Consider the following 23,924-nt stretch of genomic DNA (forward strand, 5'->3'; position numbering starts at 1 on the left):
TCACTATTTCGACGTCCATGGACGAAATGTTCCTGTTGCTGGATTGAAGACGCGAATTGATCCGCCAGAGTTGTTGATCAAATTTTGCAATGGCTGAGAAATTGTCTTCGTGTTCGGACTAACGATTAATTGAATCGGGTTACCTGTGGCCAGATAGCCTCTGAACTGATTTGAATTCGACAAGTTTGCAACATCTTTCACCTCAATAATAGTTGAGCCGTCCACAGCATCTGGAACCACTGTGACAGGCGAGCCATTGGGTAACGTGACGGTAATTCGTACGGTATTCTCGGGCAGACCGAGCGCAGACAGCGCATCGCCTTGGAATTGTATCCCGCGCTGAAACGATGCCTGTCCGGGCGCGTACGCTGCAGCCCCCGCACCAACAGGCGTGCCTTGCCCAACGGTTACGTTGTCCCCGGCTTCCGCCTCGTTGGCGACTCCTCCAGAGGAAGGCAGCACGCGGTGCGTATCGTTCTCCGCGTCGTAACCCTGCATGCCGGGATCATGCGTTGCCGCGTCTGGATTCACCCCGCCGATGTGTTTCGCAGCGTTGTTGATCGCCTCGTTCTGGGCCGCCGTCATCGCTCCCTGGACGTTCTGCCCCAGCAATCCAGCCAGTGTTCCGGAACTGAGCGTAGCCAGCGCCGCCACCGCCGCTGCCTGGCCGGGATCAAGCGGTTTTCCAGTCGGATCAATCTGACCAATTACCCACGGCGACAGCACCGCACTCGTGGCACCACCAATCGCCCCGCCCGCGCAGCCGGTGCCTTCCGCTGCGCTGGCTGCACAGCCTAATGCGGCGTGAGCGAGCCAATAGCCAGGCGTGCCGACAGCAATCGGGGAACCCTGTACGCTGGCGGCATTACCTATGCCGTAGGCCGCTGCTGCCGCGAGGTCACTTACCGCGGAGTTGCGCAGGTTCGTAAGGAAGCTGCCGCCCTGGATGGCGGTCTGCACTCCAGCCTGGATCGTGGCTTCCGCTCCCATCGCGACAGCCACCTGACCGATGGTCGACGCCGTCGTGGCACCTGCCTGAGGTACAAGCACGCCGCCAACGTTCTTCACTCCAGCCAGCGCCGACAGGCTGTTGTCGCTGATCTTCGCGCCAAGCCCTGACCAGCCAAAGCCATTGTCGGCGGAATACGTGATGCCGTTCGTCAGACCCGCTGTGACGGCTCCCACCGCGCCGCCTTCCAGCGCCGTCGTAAAGCTGAACTGACCGGTACTGGCCTGCGACACGGCGCTGCCCACGAATCCCGCGGCGCCAGCAGAGACCATCGAACCGCCGACGGTGCCCGCCATGACGGGACCCATCATGGCACTCGCCAATCCCGCCGTGATGAACGACGCCACGACAACCGTGACAGCCATGCCGATCATCTCGAACGCACCCGGGCTGTCCGCGAGCGACGTGAAGCTCGTATGCAGGTCGTTGGTTGCCGTGCCCTGTACGAAGCTGCTGCCAAGCTGCGCCTTGAGCGCTGCAAGCTGCTGGGTTGTGCCCGCCGTATCGATCGAACCATCGGTGGACAGCTTCTGGAGTGCCCCCCCGATCTGTTCCAGCCTGTCGACGTTCAGGTCGTAATTGCCGGCGGACATAAAGCCGCCTTGCTGGGTGACGGTGCCCGTGGTCGTGAGAAGCCCGTAAGGGCCGACCATCGTGTACTGCGTACCGATGTCCGTGGAGCGTTGCTGGTTTGTCAGCGTTCCGGCATTGACGGTCAGTGAATCCGTCGCCGTGATAGCGCCGGTGTTGGTGATCGTGCCGCCGTTGCTGGCTGTGAGCGTCACGTTCTGGCCGGTAATCGCGCCGTCGTGCTCTACGACGGCATAATTTTGCGGCAGGTAGACCTGCGGCATCAGCGCGTTCACGGTCGGGCAGCTGACGGTGCCCGTTGCAGTGCATCCCGGCTCAGGCACTGTCTCCTCGACGTACCAGAGCATGGGCGCGTCCAGCGACGCGATCTGCTGCTGTGAGAGGGCCGTGCCGAGAGCAACGTTGTGCGATTCGGCGTATTGGATCGCGTTGGCGTACAGGACCGACTTTTCCTGGTCGGTGACCGACTTCTGGTTCTGGCTGTCGTACGTGAGCCCGCTGATGAAGCTGGCCTGCCCCGTCTGGTTGAGCGCAGCCTGCTGGAGGACCTGATCCTCCGTGAACGGGTCGTAGTAGAAGATGCTCGACGACGGCTGCAGGTTAGCCGGCAGATTCGCGATCAGTTGCGCCGGCCCTACGCTGGCGATCACCTGCGACGCGGGATTGTTGAGCAAGTACGAGGGCGAAACACTAGCCTGGCCATTCACCGCCTGCACACTGCTCATCGACGGCACGCCCGCACGGGAGACAGCGGGTGAACCGGGCACACCGACGGACTGATCACCAATCGCCGTGCCCGCGCTCAGGCCTACGGTACTGTGTATGGAGGACGGCTGGAAAACGGCACCGTTGACGCCATTAGCGCCATTCAGCGCCGTGCTGGCAATCACCGGCACGCCAGGTGGCCCGAGCGGAATGACCTGCTGCGATACAGTCGGCTGCGGGGTATAGGCACCGGGAGAGGTCAGGCCGTTGACAAGTGATGCACCGGTAAGCGACACCTGTTGCCCCATCACGTTGCCGGAGTTCTGCAGGGCACCGCCAGCGGTCACTGTGAGCGACGGGGCCTGGATCGTGCCGGGCAGGCTCTGGTACGGCGTGGGCGGCTGGACACCATCGCCCGATCGATACGCGCTGCCGAACAGGGTTGAGCAGTTGCCGGATGTGCCGCAGCCGAAGTTGTCCGGGGGCATTGAGCCGCCGATCACCCCTCCATTGAACGCGTCGTGCCAGTACGCGTTGAGCGTCTGGTCCTGGTTCGTGATGCCGGAGGAGGCCGTGACGGTGGCCTGGCTGCCCGCCGTGATCAGGCTGCCGGTATTCGTCACAGTGCCCGCGCTGACCGACAGGTTGCGGTTTGCCGTAATCGTCGAGGCGTCGCCGGACTGCACATCGACGAATGCATCGCAGAAGTGATATGACGCCCCGCTGCAGCCGTAGCGCGCCGTGGTTCCGTAGTTTTGATAGATCTGGGCAGGTGCGGTCAGCGTATTGACAAGCGAGCTAACGGCAAGCGCCATGTCGCGCCCGGCCTGGATATTCCCCGAGCTGTTCGTCAGGCTGCCAGCCTGCGTAAGCGTGGTCTGCGGACTGGCCAGATTGGTGTTGTCGCGCGAAGTGCCCGAACCGCCGATCACAACGTCACGCCCCGCCAGCAGGTTGCCGTATGCGTTGCTAACCGTCGGCGCGGCGATGATCAGGTCACGCCCGGCAAACACGGTGTTGTTCGTCTGCGTGTAGCTGTAGCTCTGCGTGCTGGTCTGGTCTCCATAAACCGCAGAGCCATCGTTGCCCGGCACCCAGCCTCTGTAGTAGCTACCAAGAACGTACTGCTGCTGAAAGCGGGTCGTGTACGGATTGGTGAATGCCTGACCCGGCCGCTGGAAAGTCCACGGCAGGCTGGTGGAGCTATCCAGGTTCACCCCGAACATGCCGCACTGATCCTGCGCAACGCCCGCGGCACACCCCGACGTCGATGTCAGGTTACTGGTGTGATAGCCCTGATTCGTAAAACTGCCGGCGCTGATAACCAGATCCTGGGCCGCGTACAGATTGCCCGCGTTCGTAAGCCCGCCACCCGTGCCGGTGAGTGAGAGATTGTTACCAGCAACAATCTGCCCAGCGTTCTGGCTGGTCCACGTGGTCAAAGTCGATGTCTGGCCCGACGGCGGAGCAGTGCCTGTGTTGATCGACAGGGTTTCGATATAGACGTCGCCCGCGCCATTTGAACCGCCCACCGTCTGGGTACCTTCCAGGGCCTGCAGTGTGCCTGCCTGGTAGGCCGCCTTCAGCTGTGAGAGGAAGGAAGCGTAGGAGGCAGCATCGATGGTGTCCGTGACGGTCGTGATGCTTGCGTCGCCACCGTTGTCCAGCGACGCGACCCTCAGTGTTGCATTGTTGCCAGCGGAAATCGTGCTGCCGTGATTACCCAGATTGCCTGTTGTGATCGAGAGATCGTGGCCAGCAGCAATCACACCCGCAGCCCCTGAGGGCTGCGTGGTTGTGATGGTCCGCGTGACGGTCGGAAGTGCAATACCGTAAAGCGCCCCGCTGCTCAGATCAGGCGCAGTAGCGGTATTAGTGCCAGCAAGCTGCAGGTCGCCTACGCGGCCTGTGATTGTCGCGCGGTAATCGGCTGTAGAGCCGTCCGGCGTGGTACTGAGGTCATCCAGCGTCAGCAAACCAAGCGGTGCGCTGAGCAGTGCGGAGCCCAGACCAGTCGCGCTAATCGTCGTGCCCATACTGGTCGTGGTCGTACTGTTTGCACCCGCACGATTGTTCAGGACATTCGCAGCGTTGATCGTGACGTCGTTCTGTGCCGTGATCGTGCCACCGGTATTGGCCAGATCGCCCGACAGGTTTGCGCTGAAGTTGCGGCCCGCAGCGGTCACCGCACCACTGTTGTCGTAGCTGCTGCCGTTGACGTTCACATCCCGTACTGCACTGACCGTTCCGGCATTCGTGGCCACACCGGTGAGGTTCACGTCGTTGTCGGCGTGTATCGTTCCGCCCGCCTGATTCACGACGGTGCCGGACAGGTTGACGTTGTTGCCTGCGGTGATCGTGCCGCTGTTGGACAGCGTGCCGGACGTCGACAGCGTGATGTCACCGGACTTGCTGATCGTGCCCGTGTTCGTGAACCCCTGCGCAGCGTTGATCGACACATTGTTGCCCGGCATCGCCCAGGTACCGGAGTTGTTCAACTGCTGGGCGTTGATGGTGAGCACATTGCCGAGGTTGAGCGTGCCGCTCGCAGCTGCGGACGGATCGAATGCCTGGTTAGGCAGGTAGAGCGTCAGGTTGTGCTGCGCGAGAATCTGGCCATTCGTGTTGTTGAATGTGCCGTTGCCCCCATTCACGGTTACGGTTACATCGCCCGCGGCGGCGCCAGGATTGTTCACGTCCCCTGTGTAGATTAACCCGCTACTGTTGTTGAGCGCGCCCGTTACGAGATTGAGCGCACTCGTCGCCAGCAGTCCGCCCGTGTTCGTGGTGCCACCGCTGACGTTGATCGCGTTAGTGGGGCCGTAGATCGTGCCGGTGTTAGTGAGGTTCGCCGCACTAACCGCCATCGTGGCAAGCGATGACAGCGAACCCTGGTTACTGACGTTCGAGCCCGAGACGGCCAGGTTGCCCTTCGCCATCTGCGAGCCGACGTTTGTTACCGTGCCGCCGGCGAGCGTCGCGTTGCCCATGTACGCCGCGGTACCACCCGTCGTCAGGCCCGTGGTACCGGTCGCGCTGTACGTGCCGCCGATGACCGCATTGGCCGTGGTGACGTTCGCACCCTTCAGCGTCGCGTCGCCGTTCACACTCAGTGCCGGCGCGCTCGGGCTGTACGTGGCGTTCAGCTGCCCCGCTGACGTGTCGAGGTTCTGCGTGGCGGTCGCGTTCAGGTTGCCGCCCACCGCCACGCCCTGCGTGGTGATGTTCGCGCCCGTGAGCGTGGCGTCCTTCGAGACGGTGGTCTGGCCGTTCAGGTTCAGGTTGCCGCCGGCGTTGAGCGTGGCATTGCCCGCGGTCGATACCGTGCTGGCCGCCGTCAGGTCGCCGCCCTTCGCGTTCATGCCCAGGTCGCCCAGACTCTGGACAGTGCCCTGCGCGCTGATGCCGGTGCCCGCCGTGACGTTCATCGCGCCGCCGGACAGCGCATTACCTCCGAGGGTGGCGCTGCCGTTCGTGGCCGTCAGCGTTTCGGTGCCGACCGCCGTGGTCGCGCCCACCGAGAGGCTCGTGCCCGCCGTCGCCGCGAGATTGTTGCCGGTCTGGATCGCGCCCGTGATGTCAATGTTGCGGCCCGCCGAGAGCATCGTGTCGTTCGCGACGCCGACCGCGCCGCTGCCCGTAATGTCGCGGCCTGCGGTGACGGTCGCATTGCTGGTGCCGTCGGCTTCGAGCCCGCCGTTCAGGGTCACGTCGCGCGTGGCCGCAATGGACGTGCTACCGCCGCTGTGCGCGTTACCAGAGACGGTGACGTCCTGTCCAGCACTGATGGTGGCCGTGCCAGGAGTCGTGAGCGTACCCGCGACGGCCACGTTGCCCACGCCGGAGCCGATCTGCGCATTGCCCTGGCTGTAGACGTTACCGCCGAGATTCACGCCCTGCTGGCCATTCGCGGTGAGGTTGCCGAGCGTCGTCACGCTGCCCGTCGTGGAGAGCGTGCCACCGTTCGCAGCGAGGCTCATGTCGCCCACTGACGAGGCCGATCCGCTGATAGCTGTACTGCCGCCCGAGGTGACGGTGAGTGTGCTGCCGCTGGTGGCGTTACCGCCGAGCGCGCTGTTGCCCCCCGCGGTCACCGAGATGGCGCCGGGTGCGGTGACCGTACCGCCGAGGGAGGCGTTTCCGCCTGCCGTCGCCGTCACCGTCGTGCCGGCCTGCACCGAGCCCGTGAGCCCGATGTCCTGCCCCGCCGCTAGCGAGACCGCGCCCTGCGACGAGGCGACGTTGCCGCTGCCCGTGACCGGGCCCGACTGCGAGCTGATGGTGACCGGCCCCTGCGCCTGGGCCGTGCCGCCCAGCGTCGTGCCCTGTGCCGACGAGAGGATGAGTGCGCCGTTGCTCGTGGCGCTACCGGAAACGTTTGCCGTGCCGGCCTGTGCAATGATCGTTGTGTCGCCGACACCCGAGACCGCGCCATTGATGGCGGCATTGCGCGCGGCGGCAAGACCGACCGTGCTTCCACCATTGACCGCGCCGTTCACGGTGAGGTCGCGGCCCGCGTTCGCGGCGATCGTGCCGGGCGCAGTCAGGCCCGAGTTGACCGTGATGTCGCCGGTCGTCGTCTTGAGCGAGAGGTTCTGGCCGGAGACGGAACCCACCGTCATCGAGTTGCCAGCCGTGAGTGTGCTGTTGCCGTTGGCCGCGACCGATGCGACATTGAGGCTGCCGCCCGCATTGAGCGTCGCGTCCTGTCCGGCCGATGCGCTACCCGTTACGTTGATGTCGCCGGTCGCCGAAACGGTGTAGTTCTGGTTCGCGACGCCCGTGCCGGAGACCGTGGTGTTGCCCTGGCTCGCGAGGCTGACGTTCCCGGTCGCGGACGTGCCGCCCACGGCAATGTCGCCGTTCGAGGTGACCGTCACGTTGCCGGCAGTCGCGGCGAGCGGCCCCTGCATGTTGACGCCCATGCCGGCCGCGGTGGAAACGATGTACACCTGTCCTGACGTGACCGAGCCGTACCGGCTCGCATCGATGGCGACTGCACCGCTGGTGGTGGCGGTGTTGGCGCTGCCGTTCGATGAGGTGGTCCAGGTGGTGCCGGTCGCACCTGACGAGGTGGGTGTGACGAGCTGGTCGCCGGTCACGATGTTGACGCGGTTGTTCGCGTTCAGCGGCGCGGCCAGTGAAACCGTTTCGCCAATCAGGTCGATGTTGCCAACGGTGCCCTCGATACCCGCCCCGGGCGTGCCATCGTTACCCGGCGGCCCGTTGATCGAGATGTTGCCGCCGTTCACGCTCCAGGCGAGCGCGCCGGCATGCGCGAAGTCGGTCGGGGTGCCACCCGCTGCCGTGATGAACTGCGGCGTGCCGGTGGTCAGCGTCAGGTTCGAGATGTTGGTGAGCGCCGTGCCACCCGGGACGCTGATTCCGTTGGGGTTGGCGATGATCAGGGATGCAGAATTCCCGAAAATCTCGAGCGGCCCGGCTATGACGGAAGCGTACTGCCTGCCGGTTGAGATGACCTGCGCGAGGATGACCGACGCCGTGCGGCCAGCCAGGTTCGGGTTCGAGCCGACCTGCCCGCCGATGAGTGAAGTCCCCGCGACCAGGCTGTTGTTGAAGATCAGACCTTCACTGCCGGCCGACAGGCTCTGGAGCTGCGAGGCGGAAATGCCCTGTGCGTTCGGTGCGGGAATGTTGATAACGGGAACGCCCGCCGAACTCTGCGTGATGGTCGGCTGGAAGGTGATGGGGGCGCGCGGATCGACGATGGGCGCTGCATGCGCGGTTGCGTCGGCCAGGAACACCGCAGGCGCGAAGTACGTCACGACGACCATGACGGCCGCCGTGACCCTGCGCCACAGTGCGGGCCGCACCGTGTTCAGGTCTTCAGCATGCGCGAAGCGCGCACTGTCCCTTGCCGCCGTGCGCTGCATCGCGCGACGGAGGATGTCTTTCCCCGTGGTTCGCATGGTTTCTGTAAGCTGCTTGTTTTTTCTTACCGGCTCTTACCGCACGGCAGCAAATTTACAGCTAAAACCGCCCGAACACTGTCAGGAAGAATTAAACCGATGGTGATTTACAACGTCCCGCGAAGAATATGCTTGATAGATAAAGTCCCTGCGACCGAACAGTGCGCCTCCGCGCTATAGGTCCACCGCGTCGCGTGTCTCTGTTGCGCGTCCAGTCGTAATTCCAGAACTCTCGACATATCGGGCGACCAGGCGCGACCGTCCAGGGCCGCTCTGCCGCAGAGCTATACGATCAATGTATGCAGCGCTCGCAGGGCTAGGCCATATAGCCGGCGCGCTCTCGAACGCATTTGCTCCTACTGCCCTATCCGTCGCACGACGCCCTGGTGCTGGTCCAGTTCAAAGCGCGGCTGGATCAGCACAGCGACGAAGGACTCCCTACCTGGTACGCGTTGCAGGACGCCGTGTTCGTCCCGCGCTGGCTCATCAATGGCACCTCTTCAGGCAGAGGAGGCGGCGCATTCACACGGCGAATTTCCGGAGTCGGACCCATAAGAGACAACGATCTTTCTACAAAGCGGCCATTAGACTCGGCGACGTTTGCGACTCAAAGCAGGAGCATCAGCGCACCGAAGAAAAACAGGAAACATCCTGTAGCAAACTGGGCTTGGAGAAAGCCGCGCCATCCTGGATAGCCATATGGCACCGGTTGGGAGTATCGGGTCGGGATAGGCAGGCGCAAAAACCAAGTGCGCAAGGCGTGTGTGAGCGCGAGCACGCCCGCGGCCAGGATAAATAGCGAAAACGTCCGGAGCGTATCGAACGGAATCGGAATGTCAAATACTTGCATCACAATGAGGACAAGCGCGCCTAGTACCAAAAGTGCGCATAGCAGGCGATAGAGCGGAGTAAGGCTCGCCTTTAACCACGTTGGCGCATTGCTCTTGCCTTGAGGTGGAGGCGTCCACGTCATTCTGTTTGGCGGATGGGGTCCGTGCGCGGGGACAGGATTTGGCCGTGATTTGAATTTAACCTCATCTCATGGTCCATCGCCTGATTGTTTACGATTCCGGGATTCCCGTCGAGCGTCCAATTCTGGCCGGTCCGTGCCCATCGGCGATAGACGGCACTTGACTCATACGCGTCTGCCACATGTGCCAAAACCGCAAATTCGACCTTTATATCAAGAAGAGAAACCGTGCGGGTCGGAGGTCGATAGCCACCAGTCGGCTCCCACGAACCACGCAGATTGGTCCGCAGGCGTTTTCCATCTTAGAGACCTGACTGCCGCCGTTGTATTTGATTCGAACGCCCTGACCAAGGATTCCCCGGTTGCATCGTCACGAGCGCCGATACACTCGATGAACATCGCTGGAGAGATGAACTTTGCCGCGTATGAGTTGGCCGCAACACGTGTCACAAGCAGCATGCCGCCAAGACCGCGGTTTGGCGTCAATGGGAAAATCAGGCGGCCGCCATCATTGAGTGCTTCAAGCCAGCTATCCAACGGGTGCGTCGCACCCGCACTCACGTAAATCAAATCCGATCGCGGCAGCACTGCGTTAGTTCCGCTTTCTTCGAGCACCCGGACGTGTTCCAGGTGAGCAAGGTTCGACGTCGCATGCGCACTGAGACCCGGGTCAATCTCATACGCAGCCACACGCCCGGCTTCACCGGTGAGGTGCGCAAGAAGTGCTGTGTAATAGCCGGTTCCCGAACCGATGTGTGTGATGGTTTCGCCTCGCGAGATGCCCGCGGCGTCCAGACAACGTGCATGGAGGCTCGGCTCACCGTTGTTGATGCCTCGATCGGTCTTGAGCCCGATCAGAATGTCCTGATAGAGAACGGCAGGATCGGACGTGTCGGTCGAGACGTATCCTGTCGGCGTATATGCGTTCCATGGACCGGGACCAAGATACTTTTCCCTTTCGACCACCGCAAACGCCTCCCGGATTTTCGGGTCTCTGCACGCTCCCATGGCCGTTATGTATCGCGCATAAAAGGCCCGAAGCACTTCTACGTTCGTCATCGACCGTTTCTCCGTAAAGGGACAGAGCTATCGTAGCAGATGAAGTCGAGCGAAATTATCGGTTGTCGACAATCTAGCCCGCAATGTCCAACGTCCGAAAGTGGCCGGCTAGCGCCCGACGACAGAGTTCGACGATCGTCGCGGATGTGGCCTCTCATGCAAAGGGCATAACGCGACCCGCTCCGGACCTTCAGTTTGCTTCAAAGCGGCCGTTCGGCGCCGAAAGCGCCAGCGCTATCTAGCATCCTGACCCACGCATCGGATTCGCCGATTTTTCAAACAGTGAATCGACATAGTCGCCAAGCTCGGGCATGGGCTTTACTCCTACACGGACAAAGCCAAGCGACTCATAGTAGGCACAGAGCTTTGTGTTTCTCGCGTCGCAGCCCAATCGAACAAAACGCCGGTTCTGCATGTTGACCTGGGTGGCGCACCAATCGATCATGAAGCTGCCGAGTCCACGACCGTTGAAGCCCTTTCTCACGGACAGTCCATGCACATAGCCGGCAATTGGTTCTTGAGGCCCCCAGTACGTTTCATCATCCCAATCCAGAGAAAACGTCCCCACCGGCATGCAGTCGTGTTCGACAACATACACCGCTCTTCGCGAGAGACTGTTCAGTACCCACCTCTCTGAAAAGCCATCTCCGTCCCTGCCCCATGCATAATCGCCATGGGCCACCTTGTTCGCATGCGCGTCGTTTCGGATCTGCGTAATAACTCGGACGTCATCTGCTGTTGCGCGGCGGATGCTTCTTGAGGCCATCGCTTGTGGCTCCATTCGTTGTAGCGTTTGTCATCTAGATCGCCGTGGAGATCCCCCGATTGCTATCCATTTGGTGCGCATGGCGAGCGGCGGAAACTGGCCCGGCCCGTGCGACGCCAATGAATCGGACGCCGCCATACTATCTCCGTCAACGGTCAAGCGCAGCGTGTTGGGACGGGGCACTCAGATCTAAATCAGCTCGGCGATGCGTACGATAATCAGCGCGGCCGGTACAAGCATTATTTGCGCACAAAGGGTCCCGAGAACACGCGCACAAGCAAGGGTGGTGATGGCTCGCCGAAAGCTATTCTCAGAGATCCGGCCTTCGATCACGTCGTCCGTCATGACGGAAACCTGCGGGTCGATGACCACCGCTAACACCACGGTCGCAAAGCCATTAATCACCGACGATAGATTGGCGCACGTCACACGCAAATCTGGCTTCAGATATCCAGCGTAGAGCGACGCGAAAACTCCGACAGTCCAGATGGCCATCGCGAAGACGTTGAGAGCTATCACCATACCCGAGACCCCGGCACCGCTCGCGAGCTGGGAGATGTTTTGGCGTGACGGAACCCGCGCACCGTCCCGCAGATAGTTGATGCCGCCACGGCTGAAAAAGTGGAGCACGAGGCGCGGCAATGAACGTTTGGCCTGAAAGTGCTCGACAGCACGACTGAAATATCGCTGAAACGTTGGGATCAGCAGCGCGCCGACTACGCTCGCCGCCGTGGCTGTCACCAGGAAGAGACGAAAATCACCGAGCAGGCCACGCTCAAGATGCTGGGCGATATCAAGCTCTACGCGCTTGGCTATGAATGGCCCTTGAAAGGAGTTCGCCGTTCGGGAGACAAGGGCGATGATCCCGAACAGAGAGAACGACACAGCGATACGTCGCGTGCGGACGCCAGCGATCCGTACCGCGTAGGCCAGCGTCGCGATAACGTGGATTACGAATGTCAGTCCGCAGATAATGAAAAGCTGGGCGTCCATGCGATTGCCACGAGGTTTGCCAAGGGTTTAAGTCTACCGGAGCACTGCTGCCGCTTCGATCATCATCAAACTGAAGGTCGATACCGAATGCCCGAAACTGGCAGGCATTTCCATGCATTCGGCAATCAAGCCTCAAGCACCGCGAGAACCTGTAGCCTGCGCTTCGAAACACGCCACATCACGACTCCTTCATTCGCCGCCGAAGGTACTGGCTGTGGAGCAAAGTACGGCCCCGCAACTCGTCTTGTGTCCATCGAACGCGACAGCGCGGCCACCTATCACGAAAGCCGGATCGCCTTCGACGATGACGCAACCCTGGTGGCCGGCAATCGGGCAGGTGCAGATGTCTCCAACACGCGCGACAGCGCGGCCGTCGACCTCGAAGGTCGAATCGCCAGTTTCCACGACACCGCCATGACTGGTCGGGTCACCTACGCGAATAACGTTTCTCACGTTGCGTCCTCGCGCACGTTCAAGCTTCGTTCGGCGCGGAGTCGCCAGGCGTTTCCGTCGGCGGCTCTTCGTCAAAGCCGACCAGTTTCCAGGTCGTATTGACGGCGTGCTCCTGCTGCTTGCCCAGCATGCGATCAAGAAAAGCCGTACGGCTGATGACACGAACCTGCGGCATTACCGTGCCCGCGGCGAAGTGCTGACGCGTCCCGCCGACAATCTCTTGACCGTTGGCTTCGGGACAGGTCCACCACCCGGATTGAGGGCAGACGCTGCCGGTTTGCGCCAGCGTTCCGAGCGGAAGCGTCGGGACCGGTTCAATGCCCGACACTTTGCCGCTACCGCCCGTGGGACGAAGCCGTATCGAATTGACTACGGCGTCGAACAGGCGAACGGCTTCTTCGTCCGAAAGCTTGGGACGCGCGGGCTGGCCGTCTATACGAGTCATCCCGCTTTCGAATTCGACAGTCAGTGTGGGATCGAGCGGGTCGTTGATCTTGCTGCCCTGCGCTTCCCACTGGAACTGGTGAAGCCGGTAGCCGCCGTCGGTAGGTACCGTCGACAGGACTTCCTCGCCCTCCCGGCCAGCTGCGACCCGCGTACCTTTTCGAATATCGTGGATTGCGCTCATCAAGCTCTTGTACGCATCAGGAATGGGCACCTGCGCCATCCGCTCGAGCAGTTTTGGCTCTCCGAGCTTCGTTACGGTTGACGAGTTGACGGATACCAGTATTCCTGGCCATTGCGGAAACTTGAAGCTGATGCCGGCTTCTTCGTACTGTGCGGTCTTGCCATCGTCGGCGATGAAGCCGTCTTTGAGGCAGAAGCCGGGTTGTGACGGGACGTCGTCGCGACTCCTTGCGTGAAGACTCGGTAGCAATCGCTCTTTCAACCGCGGCAGCACCTTTGCCTGAAAAGTGGACTGCTCCATGTCCTGCGTCTTGAGAGTGAACAGACGATGAGGCGTGAACCAGTACGCCTCGAAACCGTAGTTGTCTTCGCCAAAAATCTTCTCGGACGTTATGAGCGCTTCGGCTGTTGGACCGTTCGAAACAACACCCTTGAGCGTACGACCTTTAAGCTCGCTCGTTGACTTCAGGCTATCGGAGCGCCTCGCGAGCATGTCAGAAAAACCCTTCTGGTCGATATTGGTGGGTTCGGAATCAATCTGACCGAACATATATTGGTAGGCTTGCCCGTTTACTACTGCATCGGCGGGGAGATCGACCAGATAGCGGCCAAAGCAATACGTTTTGACGTTGCTCATCACAGGCTCTTTCGCGAAGCAGATTGATGAAATCAGGCTGGCACCAACAGCCAGCAGAACCGATCGTCCCAACATGTCATCCCTTGGTGGAAGGCAGCGTGCTGACAGCAGGTGCCAGCTGCGCAATTTTCGCGAGGCAATACAGGACGTTGTTCAGCACATTCTCGTCTTTGTAGCTCGCGGCGTGATCAAAGCCGGTCATACTGAAAGCCTTCGGTTCAGGTGTTGCTTTGGAGATCAGTGCGCCTGACGAAAGGGGAACCGTGCCGTCACCCGCGTTTGTATTGTCCTGCTCCGTCGGAGACTCATGCCCCTCCAGCTTCAACGTCAACTTCTGGTCGCCAAAGAGAAGCGTCGACTTTCCGAACAAGGTAAACGATTGTGCCTTTGACATAGCCAGGCCCGTCAACGCATCGGAGCCGACGTCATCCGTCGTCGTCCATACGACTTTGCCGAACGACACCTGCTTTGGGTCGCTCCCGTAGTGCGCATACGTAACGGGATGACAGTCGAGCTTCACTGCCTCGTGAAAGTCCATCGCCGTCTTCAGAACCCGCTTGTATTGCATGAACGGTGCCCTGTCGTTGCCGGAAGTGAGATGCGCCGGGTCGATGAGCGTCTCGTCGATCATTCCCCACCACACGTCCTGTACGCGCTTCGCATAAATTTCGGTATATGGATCGGCCAGCGGCAGCGCCGGCATCAATTCCTTCGTCTTCCCACCCCTGTTCTGCTCAAACCGCAACCAGCCCGGCGGGTAATGCTTTGTCGGCAACAGTTCCAGCGGACCGGGCGAGTTCGCCATCACGCACGTGATATCGGCCGCGCTCCAGCCGAATACCGCCGCGGCTGCCATCCCGGCAAGGTCAAACCATCCGTTCGTCTCGACGCCCGCGCGCATCCGTCGATACACCACCGGCGCGCCACCCACCGGTTGCACCCCATGCACGACGCCAAGAATCCTGTCCTGCGCCTTCTGGACAGCACGTCGGGCAACGAGTCCGCCCATCGAGTGCGTCACGATGATGACCTTGCCCACGGGAATCCAGTACTTGCCTTTCGCGTACCAGTCCAGTGCTTCCTGAATCCGGGCGACAAGCTGGTCGGACGAAGCTTCGTTGCTGCCGAGCCAGTTATAGCCGCAAGCCCATACCGGATAGTAGTAGTAGTCCAGGCGCGTGAATTCATCGTCGCTCAACGGCTGCAGGTCTGGATTGACGGGGTTCCAGTGTTTGCGGACATCCTCGTTCCTGTACTTCAGCGTTTTTGCGATCTGCCACACCGGCAGCAGGCTGTGGTCCGACGTCCCCGCGTCGCTGTACTGCTCGTTGAGCCCCATCTCCAGTTCGGCCAGCACCTTGCCGTAACTGTCGAGATGCACTTCGCCCCATCCCCGACGCTTCGCTTCCTTTTCCGTCAGCGTGAACAGGGTGCGGGGAACATGGACCGGACCGGTATTGTCGACCTTCACCGCATCCGGCGACATCTGCTGCTGGCGGTTCGCCGGCGTCTGGCTGCTGCGCCGCCGGACTTCGCCAAGACCCTGCCATATGCCGTTAGGTGGCGTCCACGCACTCGCTCCCTCCTTCTGGTTCTTGCCGTTCGAACACAGGTTGCTGCCCATGATGCCCGGCACGAAGATCACGGGAATGACGTGCCGCGGCGGCATCACGCACAGCGCCCGCATCTTGAAGCTCTCCGGACTCGTCACGCTCCCGAAATACGGATCGCCATTCTCGTCGAACTGCAGCGGCACGCGACGGCGGGCCTTCTGGTGGACTGCGGTCTGTGCATCCATTTCTGCTGTGGAGGTGCTCATGTCGCCAGTCGAAAGTTAGAGTTTTGGAATTAACGTCAGCGGCCGGATTTGCGCATCCTGCACGATGTTCTGGTTCGCGCCATCGGTCGCCAGCTTGCCCGCATCCCGCACGGCGCTCGTCTCGTCCTCGACCTGGTGCTGGAGACTCGTGTAGGCGCGGCCGTTGCGCGTCGCCACCGCAAACTTCTCGTCGGTCTTCATGGTGGAAGCAGGCATGTGCGGCAGGTCGGGGCTGCCACCGCCGCCGCCCGTATGCGAGAAGCCCGCCGATTCGATCTTGTGCGTGCCACTCGACGAGGCAAGGACATTCCCGTCCGCCAGCGAATACGTGACGCCGTTGGCCTTGATCACGACGCTCGGCGCCTCGATCAGCAGTTCCTTGAGCGAATACAGATGCAACCGTTCGGACGAGCCGATTTCAGCCTTGCCCTGTTGCGCCTGCACGGTGATGTCGCCCGTTCCGGCGATCAGCTTCATCCCGGCTTTCGCAAACGCCGACAGGCCCTGTGCCGCACGCAGCAGAATCCTGCGGCCCGCGCTGATGTTGGCGTCCTGGACGGCGGTGACGTCGATGTGCGTCCCGGCAGAAGCCACGACGTTGTGCGGACTGGACAGCGCGATGCCGTCGGGCGCGCTCATCGCAATGGCGGCACCGTCCTGCTGGCCGCTGTCCCACTGTTTGATCTGGTCCACAAGCTTTTGCTGCGGCCCGGTGTCCGTCGTGTCGGCCTCGTGCGTTTCCGACAGGCTGGCGAGCTGCTTTGCAATGGCAAGCGCCGCTTCCAGCTGGCCGATCAGCTCCTGCCGGTCCAGCACCTTGCCGGTCGCGTTCGCTCGAACATCGGTCGAAATGAGCAGTTGCGCCGCGCGGATCGCACCCGAGAGGTCGGTTCTCAGCTCGAAGCCTTCACCGCGTTTGTCGGATTTGCCTTCCGCCCGCGGATGACCGATCCACCCCTGGTTAAGCTGGGTCTTTCCGTACTCGGACGAGAGCTTTGTCTTCGTCTGGCCTGTCGTGTCGTCGAACAGCAGTTCGCCATATCCGACGCCGCCCACTTCCTTCGAACGGATGCCGTATAACGCCGCGTTGCCGGGCAGGCTGCCTGCGCCGGAGAACTGCGTCGGGGCGTGGTTCGCTCCGTGAAGGCTGGCGATCGCGATGGGCTTGTCGGGATCGTTGTGCTGGAACAGGATCAGCACCTCGCTGCCGACACGGGGCCACAGGGCGGCGCCGGCCTGCTGGTCGGCCCAGGGTGGTGCGAACCGGATACGTGCGGAATCGCGCGGCGTCCCGCTCGCGCCCGCGACAGGGTGCTCTTCCTGCCGGGCAAAGGGAAACTGCACGGCGATCCGGCCTTGTTCGTCCACGTCGATTTCCAGCCCCGGCGCGCCAACGACGCGCGCCGTCATCGGGCCGACAGACGGTGCGCTGGCCGGATCGTATTCCGGCACAACCGGGATGTCCGCCCGGACGCAGCGAAAGCGGTTCACGTAACCCGGCTCGTTCTGGTCGGCGCCCTTCAGGGCGTCCCCGGGAGACTGCGGCAGCAGGTTGTTGTGGACCTCGGTCTCGACGGAAGTCAGCACGAACCGGCGCTGCGCGGCGGGATGCTGGTCGATCTCGACGTGGCCGGACAGTGAGAACACGGTACCCGCCGCGCCACTGAACGCGCGCACCACGCTCTCGCCGGAGAAGTACTTCGACCGCAGCTCGTGCGCCTGCTGGCGACGGCGGTTGATCTGCCGGTAGTGCTCGCCGCTGTCCGCGACGTGGGGCGAGTCGTAGTGGTACTGCGTCAGCGTTGCGCTGAGTGCCTTGCCGTGTTTGCCCTGATCCTGGATGCTGCTTTCCTCGACCTGCTGGACGCGGCCGGTGCGGTAGTCGGACGAGCCGCCCAGCACACCGCCCGACGTCACGCTGCGATGCGCCCGGAACGACGTGACCGTATCGTCCTTCTCCGTGGCATCGGCGCGATGGAACCGGACAGTTCCGGCCGGGTTGTCCTTCCACGAATGCGGATTGTCGACCAGGTGCAGCGTGTGCACCGGCCAGCCATCGTTGATGGAGTGCGAGAAATACCAGCTGATGCCTTCCTGCCGCCACAGGCGCATCAGGAACGCGGCATCGCTCTCGCCAGCCTGCATCGTGAAGGCGCGCTTGGGATAGCTTTCCTGGAGACTGCCGGTATCCAGCCTGAATGCGCCGGCGAGCACGCTGTTGCCCTGGATGTGGGCGGTCAGGATGTCGTTCGTGATATCGACGACAGACTTCGACGGAAAAACGCGCCACGTGACCCGCTCGCGCAGGATGGACAGGCCATCCTCGCACGTCAGTTCGCTGAGCACGAAGCCACCGTCGGACGCGAGCTGGTCCACGCCGGTCACGATGGCGCAGATGGTGCGGCTGCTGCCGGTGAAGTCGGTGATCTGGAACGCGACGGGCACGCCGGTCACCGCCTTGAGGGGCAACCGGATGTCGGTGGACAGGCATTGCAGCCGGTAATGAAGCGGTTCGCAGATGCCTTCGCTGCCGGTCAGCCGGTAAGGCAGCAACGCGTTGGCGGGCAGACCGGCGTCGGGAGCGAACTGCGTCTTGAGCAGCCGTTGCGACTGGGTGAACTTCGACAGCAGCTGGTCGAACTGCTGGAACGCATCCGAAAGCCCCGCCAGCGGGTTCGAGGCGGGAGTCAATGACGATATCGGCATGATCTCATCGGCAACGAAGCGCGCCTTTGGGGACGCCCCGTTTTGCCGCCGGAAGGATGAACTTTTTAGGAAACCGCCTAGGTGGCGGCCTTTTTTGAAACGCCAGACCGTCCCGCTACGGGAATCTTGCGTTTACCGATATCCGCTGCGTGTCCATGCAATCACCCCGTCTTGATAAGACTTCACCATGCCCCGGTAGGCGCTCGCGATTTTATCAATTCTTCATACCTGGAAATGTTAATTATCGTTGGACGACTGCCACTAAAATCGGAGATATCCACGTCGCATAAAGGGCGCTGATCATCAGCGGTAGCCTGCGCCAATCCAATCGAGCATATGTCGAACCCGTTAAATCGCTGAAGACTGGGCTATCGTGGCTCTCCTATCAACTGCGGTACGCTTTCCGCAGCCAGCTATCTTCTCACCATGCCATGAGCACAGAACCCCCACCCAACAATCATCACCGTAGCCTGGTGCGGCAAGCTTTGGTTGAATGGCGACCGCAACTCCTCGCGGCCTTCCAAACATGGAACCTTGAAACGGTACGGACACTCGCACTCGTCAACACTGCTGGTCTAGCGGGCGTCTCAGCAATTTATGCCAGCGATAGCGCTGCGAAGATTTATCTGGGCGCATACCCATCTGCGGCCCTTTTTGCATTCGGACTAGTGTGCGCATTGCTGAACATGTATGCCAATTCGCAGGGGCATTTGCGACGCGAGAGAGAGGTTTTTCTCGCGTATCGTTGCGCTCGACAGCGAAAAGCTCGATCCGCAGCGGGCGCTTGAACCTGTAACCGCAGGAAAATACTGGTTCTGGACAGCGGAAGCAGCTGGATGGAGCACCCTCGCTATGTTCTGCGGTGGTGCTTGGCCCTTCATCGGCCCTGCCCTTGCCCGGCTGCTCTGAGCACAAGCGCCACCGTCGACGCTTGGCCGGGTTTCACTCCGGCCAGGGGTCTTCGCCAGGGGAGGGGGCTCGGGCTTGATCTCAAGGCCTTCGAGGTTGAATCCGCATCCCCTCCAGTTCCTTCAGCGCGGCAACGTTACTTGATGTCGAACGACAGCCTGAAGCAGTCGTTAATTGCCTCTCGATTGGTCCATTGCCGAACGCCGGCTATGGTCGAACGTACGCCTGGAGCCTTCGGCAGGTTTCGGAGAGGACGAGCCATTCGAGTGGCCGCTGTATGGCTGGGTTGAGCGGAAGGCACTGGCTGCTCCTCGACTCATGCACTTTGCATATCGTGCCAGCACATGTTGCCATCGCTACGCGACCCGCAGCGATCATGTTGATTTGCACTGAGTCCTGACCCCCCGGGGGGTCAGGACTCAGTGCAAATCAACACCCCTGAGCTGCCGGAAGCGAAAAAAGGGTTTGTTCTGTTGCCACGTCGCTGGGTGGTCGAACGCAGTTTCGGTTGGCTGAACCGCTTCCGGCGGCTGGCCAGAGATTACGAGCGATTGCCCGAAACCTTGGCCGGCCTGCACTTCGTCGTATTCACCGTGCTTATGCTTGTCCACTTCGCGGCCCTCAACAAGAGTGCTGAGCGGCCCCCAGTAAACAGTGCCATGATGCAAGCGAATTTGCGGCGGACTTTTTCACACGTTCGCGCGCCTCGCCTCCACGCGGAACACCACGCCTGGTCAGACCATATCGGCAAGATGGGGGACGGCCGTGAACAGATCTTCGACGAGGCCGTAGTCGGCGACGCTGAAGATCGGCGCTTCCGCGTCCTTGTTGATTGCGACGATCACCTTCGAATCCTTCATGCCCGCTAGATGTTGGATGGCACCCGAAATGCCCACCGCAACGTAAAGCTCCGGCGCGACAATCTTGCCGGTCTGGCCGACCTGGTAATCATTCGGCGCGAAGCCCGCGTCCACTGCCGCACGCGAGGCACCGAGCGCGGCGTTGAGCTTGTCAGCAAGAGGCTCGAGAATCTTCGTGTAATTCTCGCCGCCGCCGAGACCACGCCCGCCCGAGACGATCACCCTTGCGCTCGTGAGTTCGGGACGGTCCAGCTTCGTGACTTCGCGGCTCACGAACTGCAACAGCCCGCTGTCCGCCGCCGCTTCGAGTCGCTCGACGGCGGCGTTGCCGCCAACGGGTGCCACCCCATTGAACGCCGTGGTGCGAACCGTGATGACTTTGACCGGATCGGCCGACTGAACCGTCGCAATGGCGTTGCCCGCATAAATCGGACGCTCGAACGTGTCCGGCGATTCAACCGCCGTGATGTCGCTGATCTGCGCGACATCGAGCTTCGCGGCAATGCGCGGCGCGACGTTCTTGCCCGCGGCCGTGGCGGGCGCGAGGATGTGCGAGTAATGCTTCGCAACAGCCAGCACCGTCGCCTCGACGTTCTCGGCAAGCCCGTGTTCGAGTTGCGGCGCGTCGGCAAGCAGTACCTTCGCCACACCAGGGACCTTCGCCGCCTCGGCAGCGGCGGCCTGTGCGTTGTAGCCGGCAACCAGGACGTGCACGTCACCGCCTATCTGTTGCGCTGCGGCAACCGTATTCAGCGTAGCAGCCTTGATCGATTGATTGTCGTGCTCGGCAATAACCAGACTCGTCATTTTCTTCTGCTCCATTTACAGCACTCTCGCTTCGTTTCTGAGCTTCTCGACCAGCGTCGCAACGTCCGGCACCTTGATGCCGGCGGAACGCCTCGCCGGTTCCGCAACCTTCAGCGTCTTCACACGTGGCGTCACATCCACCCCCAGGTCGTCTGGCTTGATCGTCTCCAGGGGCTTTTTCTTCGCCTTCATGATGTTCGGCAGTGTCACATAGCGCGGCTCATTCAGGCGCAGATCCGTTGTCACCACTCCTGGCAAAGAGAACGACAATGTTTCGGAGCCGCCATCGATTTCACGCGAAACGATGACTTTTCCATCGACGATCAAGAGCTTCGAGGCGAACGTGGCCTGTGGCAGGTTCGCCAAAGCGGCCAGCATCTGCCCGGTCTGGTTCGAATCGTCATCGATTGCCTGCTTGCCCAGCACGATCAGCGAGGGTTGCTCCTTGTCCATGAGAGCCTTGAGCAGCTTGGCAACGGCCAGCGGCTGAAGATCGGCTTCCGAGGCAATATGAATTGCGCGATCCGCGCCGATCGCGAGTGCCGTACGCAAGGTTTCCTGTACTTGCGGGACACCGCACGACACGACGACGACTTCCGTCGCCAAGCCCGCCTCTTTCAGACGAACGGCCTCTTCCACGGCGATTTCATCGAACGGGTTCATCGACATCTTGACGTTCCCGATATCGACTCCGGAGCCGTCCGACTTCACGCCGACTTTCACATTCGGATCGATAACCCGTTTTACTGCAACAAGGACTCTCATATCAGCAAGCTCATTGAATTATTAACGATCGCATAGGCGCAGCAGGCCAGGAGGTTGCTCGACGCCTGAACTTCAAAAGCGATGACGAATAGCCAGTCGAACGAGCACCTGCTTGTTCGTTGATGAATCACCGAGGTTGCAGATGTTCGCCACCGCGCTCTGCCCGAGCGAATTCGTCCCCGATGCAATCTGGTAGCCGATCGAACCGTATAGATCGGTGCGCTTCGACAACGTGTAGTTCGTTGCCCAAGCAATCTGGTTGTAATGCTGGTTGCCCACGTCGCTATTGCCGACCTTACCCACAGCATCGGCCTTCAGGTAGTTATAGTCCAGTCCCGTCGAAAGAAACGGGTTGAATTTGTACGAAACGGCGATATCGAAGTTGTGGAATTTCGCTTCGCTATTGAGAAAATTTCCACCGAGATTTCCGTATTCGGTGTTCGAATATGAACCGGCGATCGTCCACTTGTCGGTAATCGCATAGGTAGCGGCAAACATCGCCACTTGATATGACTGGGCGACCTGGTATCCCGAGTTGAGCGAACCGCTCAGAGTCGAAGCCCCGCTTTGGTTATCGGTGAACAGCCCCTTGCCCGCCGTAGATGTGGGGTTCTTGAAAAACTCGTACGCTGCTGCGACCTTGAGGCCGCCACTTGTATAACCGGCGCCCAGCGAATAGCCACTTTGCGAAGTGAAGTTACCCGCCACACCGCCGAGGCTGTACAAGCCGCCGAACGTCAGACCATGAAACGACGGGCTCATATAGCGGACGGTATTGTTCCAGCGAATCGAGTTTGCCGCGTTGTCGAGATCGCCCGGATGCACCGAAGTCGGGCCGCCCATCAGCGCATAGCCGGAGATGAATTCGGGAAAGTAGAAGACCATGTCGTACTGCCGCCCCAGGGTCACACTACCGTACTTCGCACTCTTGATGCCGACAAACACCTGGCGACCGAACAGGGTTCCGCCCTGCGCCGCCTGCCCGTTCGGCATGTTGATACCCGATTCAGCGGTGAAAATGGCCTGAACACCACCGCCCAGATCTTCCGCGCCGGTGATACCCCAGCGACTGCCGAACGGACCCGACAACGAGTCCATCGACACTCTCTTGCCGCCCTCCACGTTACTCTGGTACTGCAAACCTTCGTCCAGAATACCGTAGAGTGTCACCGACGACTGTGCATGAGCAACCAAAGGCACCATACCCAAAACGGTCAAAGCGAACTTTTTCATCGTAAGGCTCCTTTCATCTGGTCTTGTCAATTAGTAGTACTACGTTTTTTGGCGAAAATTACTGCATGAAAAATGCATGAGCCGCGACTAGTTCTATTTGATCGCGATGGTGCTGCTTTTATTGTCTACAGGCTTATGTGCGTGTCAGAGCCGGCGGCCGAGCTCGCTATATCGGCCAAGTGGCGCCACCTCGCCACTTTGCTTCCAATCAGGTTCCGCTCTCATATTTCCTGCCTAATGCCAACAGATCTGGAGTGCCAATCAATTCATTTAGCGCATTGAAATCGAGCATGCGATCCTGCCAGGGCAGCGTGGTACGCATTTCGTGCAGACTGCCGTAGTACTCCCGAAACATGTAGGCTGCCGTACGCGCCGTACCTCCGGGGAAGATCACGATCCGGAAGCCGATCGAACTCAATTCGTCAGCGCTCTTCACGGGTGTCTTGCCGCCCTCCACCATGTTCGCCAGCAGCGGAATGCGGTGTGCGAAGCGTTCGCAGGCGGCTTCCATCTGATCTGGAGTGCGGAGCGCTTCGATGAAGAGCGCATCGACACCGCATTCAAGATAAGCCTCGCCGCGCTCCAACGCTTGCTCAAAGCCTTCGACATCGAGCGCGTCGGTGCGTGCGAGGATCAGGGTTCGCTCCGAATGACGAGCATCGAGTGCTGCGCGCAGCTTTGCGCACATCTCGCTTGCCGGAATGACGCCTTTGCCATTCAGATGACCGCAGCGCTTCGGAAAGGTCTGATCTTCGAGCTGGATCATCGCCGCACCAGCACGCTCGAAGGTGCGTACGGTGCGCTGAGTATTGAGTGCATTTCCAAAGCCCGTGTCTCCATCCACGATGACGGGGGTGGTGACGCGTTCGGTGATGCGCGCCAGAATGTCAGCCACTTCCGTCGCAGTTGTCAGGCCGACATCCGAGCGGCCCAAACGGGTGTAAGCGATCGATGCGCCCGAGAGATAAAGGGCACCGAAACCTGCCTGCTCGGCAATCAATGCAGTGAACGCGTCGTAGATGCCGGGAGCAAGCACTGCCCGATCTCCGCGCAATTGGTCCTTCAAGTTTTCGTTCTTCATGTCG

At 61.0% G+C, this 23,924-nt stretch carries 13 protein-coding genes and 1 pseudogene; 1 reads left to right on the forward strand and 13 read right to left on the reverse strand.

The annotated features are described in order from the left end of the window. Window positions 1–3: 3 nt before the first annotated feature. The 9 genes from U0042_RS15125 to U0042_RS15165 form a co-directional block, all read right to left on the reverse strand. A complete protein-coding gene (locus U0042_RS15125; protein ID WP_157977930.1) occupies window positions 4–8,235 on the reverse strand; it encodes a putative toxin in 8,232 nt (2,743 codons plus the stop codon). Window positions 8,236–8,842: 607 nt separating this feature from the next. Then, window positions 8,843–9,208 (reverse strand): hypothetical protein, encoded by a 366-nt coding sequence (locus U0042_RS15130; RefSeq protein ID WP_157977931.1) that lies wholly within the window; start codon window positions 9,206–9,208, stop codon window positions 8,843–8,845. Window positions 9,209–9,418: 210 nt separating this feature from the next. Then, window positions 9,419–10,264, reverse strand: a complete 846-nt coding sequence (locus U0042_RS15135; RefSeq protein WP_232833640.1) for a protein-L-isoaspartate O-methyltransferase family protein — start codon at window positions 10,262–10,264, stop codon at window positions 9,419–9,421. Between the two features lie 238 nt (window positions 10,265–10,502). Next, a complete protein-coding gene (locus U0042_RS15140; RefSeq protein ID WP_114815278.1) occupies window positions 10,503–11,030 on the reverse strand; it encodes a GNAT family N-acetyltransferase in 528 nt (175 codons plus the stop codon). Window positions 11,031–11,219: 189 nt separating this feature from the next. After that, the gene (locus U0042_RS15145; protein ID WP_114815279.1) at window positions 11,220–12,023 is read right to left on the reverse strand and encodes a lipid II flippase Amj family protein; all 804 of its coding nucleotides are present in this window, start codon (window positions 12,021–12,023) and stop codon (window positions 11,220–11,222) included. Between the two features lie 189 nt (window positions 12,024–12,212). After that, entirely contained in the window at window positions 12,213–12,476 is a 264-nt protein-coding gene (locus tag U0042_RS15150; protein WP_114815280.1) for a PAAR domain-containing protein, read from the reverse strand. Window positions 12,477–12,495: 19 nt separating this feature from the next. Next, window positions 12,496–13,740, reverse strand: a complete 1,245-nt coding sequence (locus U0042_RS15155) for a T6SS immunity protein Tli4 family protein (protein ID WP_232833641.1) — start codon at window positions 13,738–13,740, stop codon at window positions 12,496–12,498. A 76-nt stretch (window positions 13,741–13,816) separates the two neighbouring features. Next, a complete protein-coding gene (locus tag U0042_RS15160) occupies window positions 13,817–15,559 on the reverse strand; it encodes a hypothetical protein (protein ID WP_114815282.1) in 1,743 nt (580 codons plus the stop codon). A gap of 15 nt (window positions 15,560–15,574) precedes the next feature. Beyond that, window positions 15,575–18,250 carry a type VI secretion system Vgr family protein gene (locus U0042_RS15165; protein ID WP_198665446.1) on the reverse strand — a complete coding sequence of 892 codons (2,676 nt, stop codon included), beginning with the start codon at window positions 18,248–18,250 and terminating at the stop codon, window positions 15,575–15,577. 1,370 nt (window positions 18,251–19,620) lie between these two features. On the opposite strand from U0042_RS15165, the pseudogene U0042_RS15170 reads away from it, so the two are divergent. Next, window positions 19,621–19,779 (forward strand): annotated as a pseudogene (locus U0042_RS15170) (transposase); the annotation flags it as partial. A gap of 129 nt (window positions 19,780–19,908) precedes the next feature. On the opposite strand, the gene U0042_RS15175 reads toward U0042_RS15170, so the two are convergent. The 4 genes from U0042_RS15175 to U0042_RS15190 all read right to left on the reverse strand — a co-directional run bounded on the left by U0042_RS15175 (window position 19,909) and on the right by U0042_RS15190 (window position 23,920). Then, the gene (locus tag U0042_RS15175) at window positions 19,909–20,841 is read right to left on the reverse strand and encodes an electron transfer flavoprotein subunit alpha/FixB family protein (RefSeq protein WP_114815463.1); all 933 of its coding nucleotides are present in this window, start codon (window positions 20,839–20,841) and stop codon (window positions 19,909–19,911) included. Between the two features lie 15 nt (window positions 20,842–20,856). Further along, window positions 20,857–21,606, reverse strand: a complete 750-nt coding sequence (locus U0042_RS15180) for an electron transfer flavoprotein subunit beta/FixA family protein (RefSeq protein ID WP_114815460.1) — start codon at window positions 21,604–21,606, stop codon at window positions 20,857–20,859. A gap of 72 nt (window positions 21,607–21,678) precedes the next feature. Next, the gene (locus U0042_RS15185; RefSeq protein WP_114815459.1) at window positions 21,679–22,839 is read right to left on the reverse strand and encodes a porin; all 1,161 of its coding nucleotides are present in this window, start codon (window positions 22,837–22,839) and stop codon (window positions 21,679–21,681) included. A 208-nt stretch (window positions 22,840–23,047) separates the two neighbouring features. Next, window positions 23,048–23,920 (reverse strand): isocitrate lyase/PEP mutase family protein, encoded by an 873-nt coding sequence (locus tag U0042_RS15190; protein WP_114815458.1) that lies wholly within the window; start codon window positions 23,918–23,920, stop codon window positions 23,048–23,050. Window positions 23,921–23,924 lie beyond the last annotated feature (4 nt).

Source organism: Paraburkholderia kururiensis (assembly GCF_034424375.1).
In the GTDB taxonomy this organism is placed as follows: Bacteria; Pseudomonadota; Gammaproteobacteria; order Burkholderiales; family Burkholderiaceae; genus Paraburkholderia; species Paraburkholderia kururiensis_A.

Bases quoted from the DNA above. Each gene is read 5' to 3' on its own strand.
- U0042_RS15125 (WP_157977930.1), bottom strand. From the start codon at position 8,235: ATGCGAACCACGGGGAAAGACATCCTCCGTCGCGCGATGCAGCGCACG.
- U0042_RS15130 (WP_157977931.1), bottom strand. From the start codon at position 9,208: ATGACGTGGACGCCTCCACCTCAAGGCAAGAGCAATGCGCCAACGTGG.
- U0042_RS15135 (WP_232833640.1), bottom strand. From the start codon at position 10,264: ATGACGAACGTAGAAGTGCTTCGGGCCTTTTATGCGCGATACATAACG.
- U0042_RS15140 (WP_114815278.1), bottom strand. From the start codon at position 11,030: ATGGCCTCAAGAAGCATCCGCCGCGCAACAGCAGATGACGTCCGAGTT.
- U0042_RS15145 (WP_114815279.1), bottom strand. From the start codon at position 12,023: ATGGACGCCCAGCTTTTCATTATCTGCGGACTGACATTCGTAATCCAC.
- U0042_RS15155 (WP_232833641.1), bottom strand. From the start codon at position 13,740: ATGAGCAACGTCAAAACGTATTGCTTTGGCCGCTATCTGGTCGATCTC.
- U0042_RS15160 (WP_114815282.1), bottom strand. From the start codon at position 15,559: ATGAGCACCTCCACAGCAGAAATGGATGCACAGACCGCAGTCCACCAG.
- U0042_RS15175 (WP_114815463.1), bottom strand. From the start codon at position 20,841: ATGACGAGTCTGGTTATTGCCGAGCACGACAATCAATCGATCAAGGCT.
- U0042_RS15180 (WP_114815460.1), bottom strand. From the start codon at position 21,606: ATGAGAGTCCTTGTTGCAGTAAAACGGGTTATCGATCCGAATGTGAAA.
- U0042_RS15185 (WP_114815459.1), bottom strand. From the start codon at position 22,839: ATGAAAAAGTTCGCTTTGACCGTTTTGGGTATGGTGCCTTTGGTTGCT.
- U0042_RS15190 (WP_114815458.1), bottom strand. From the start codon at position 23,920: ATGAAGAACGAAAACTTGAAGGACCAATTGCGCGGAGATCGGGCAGTG.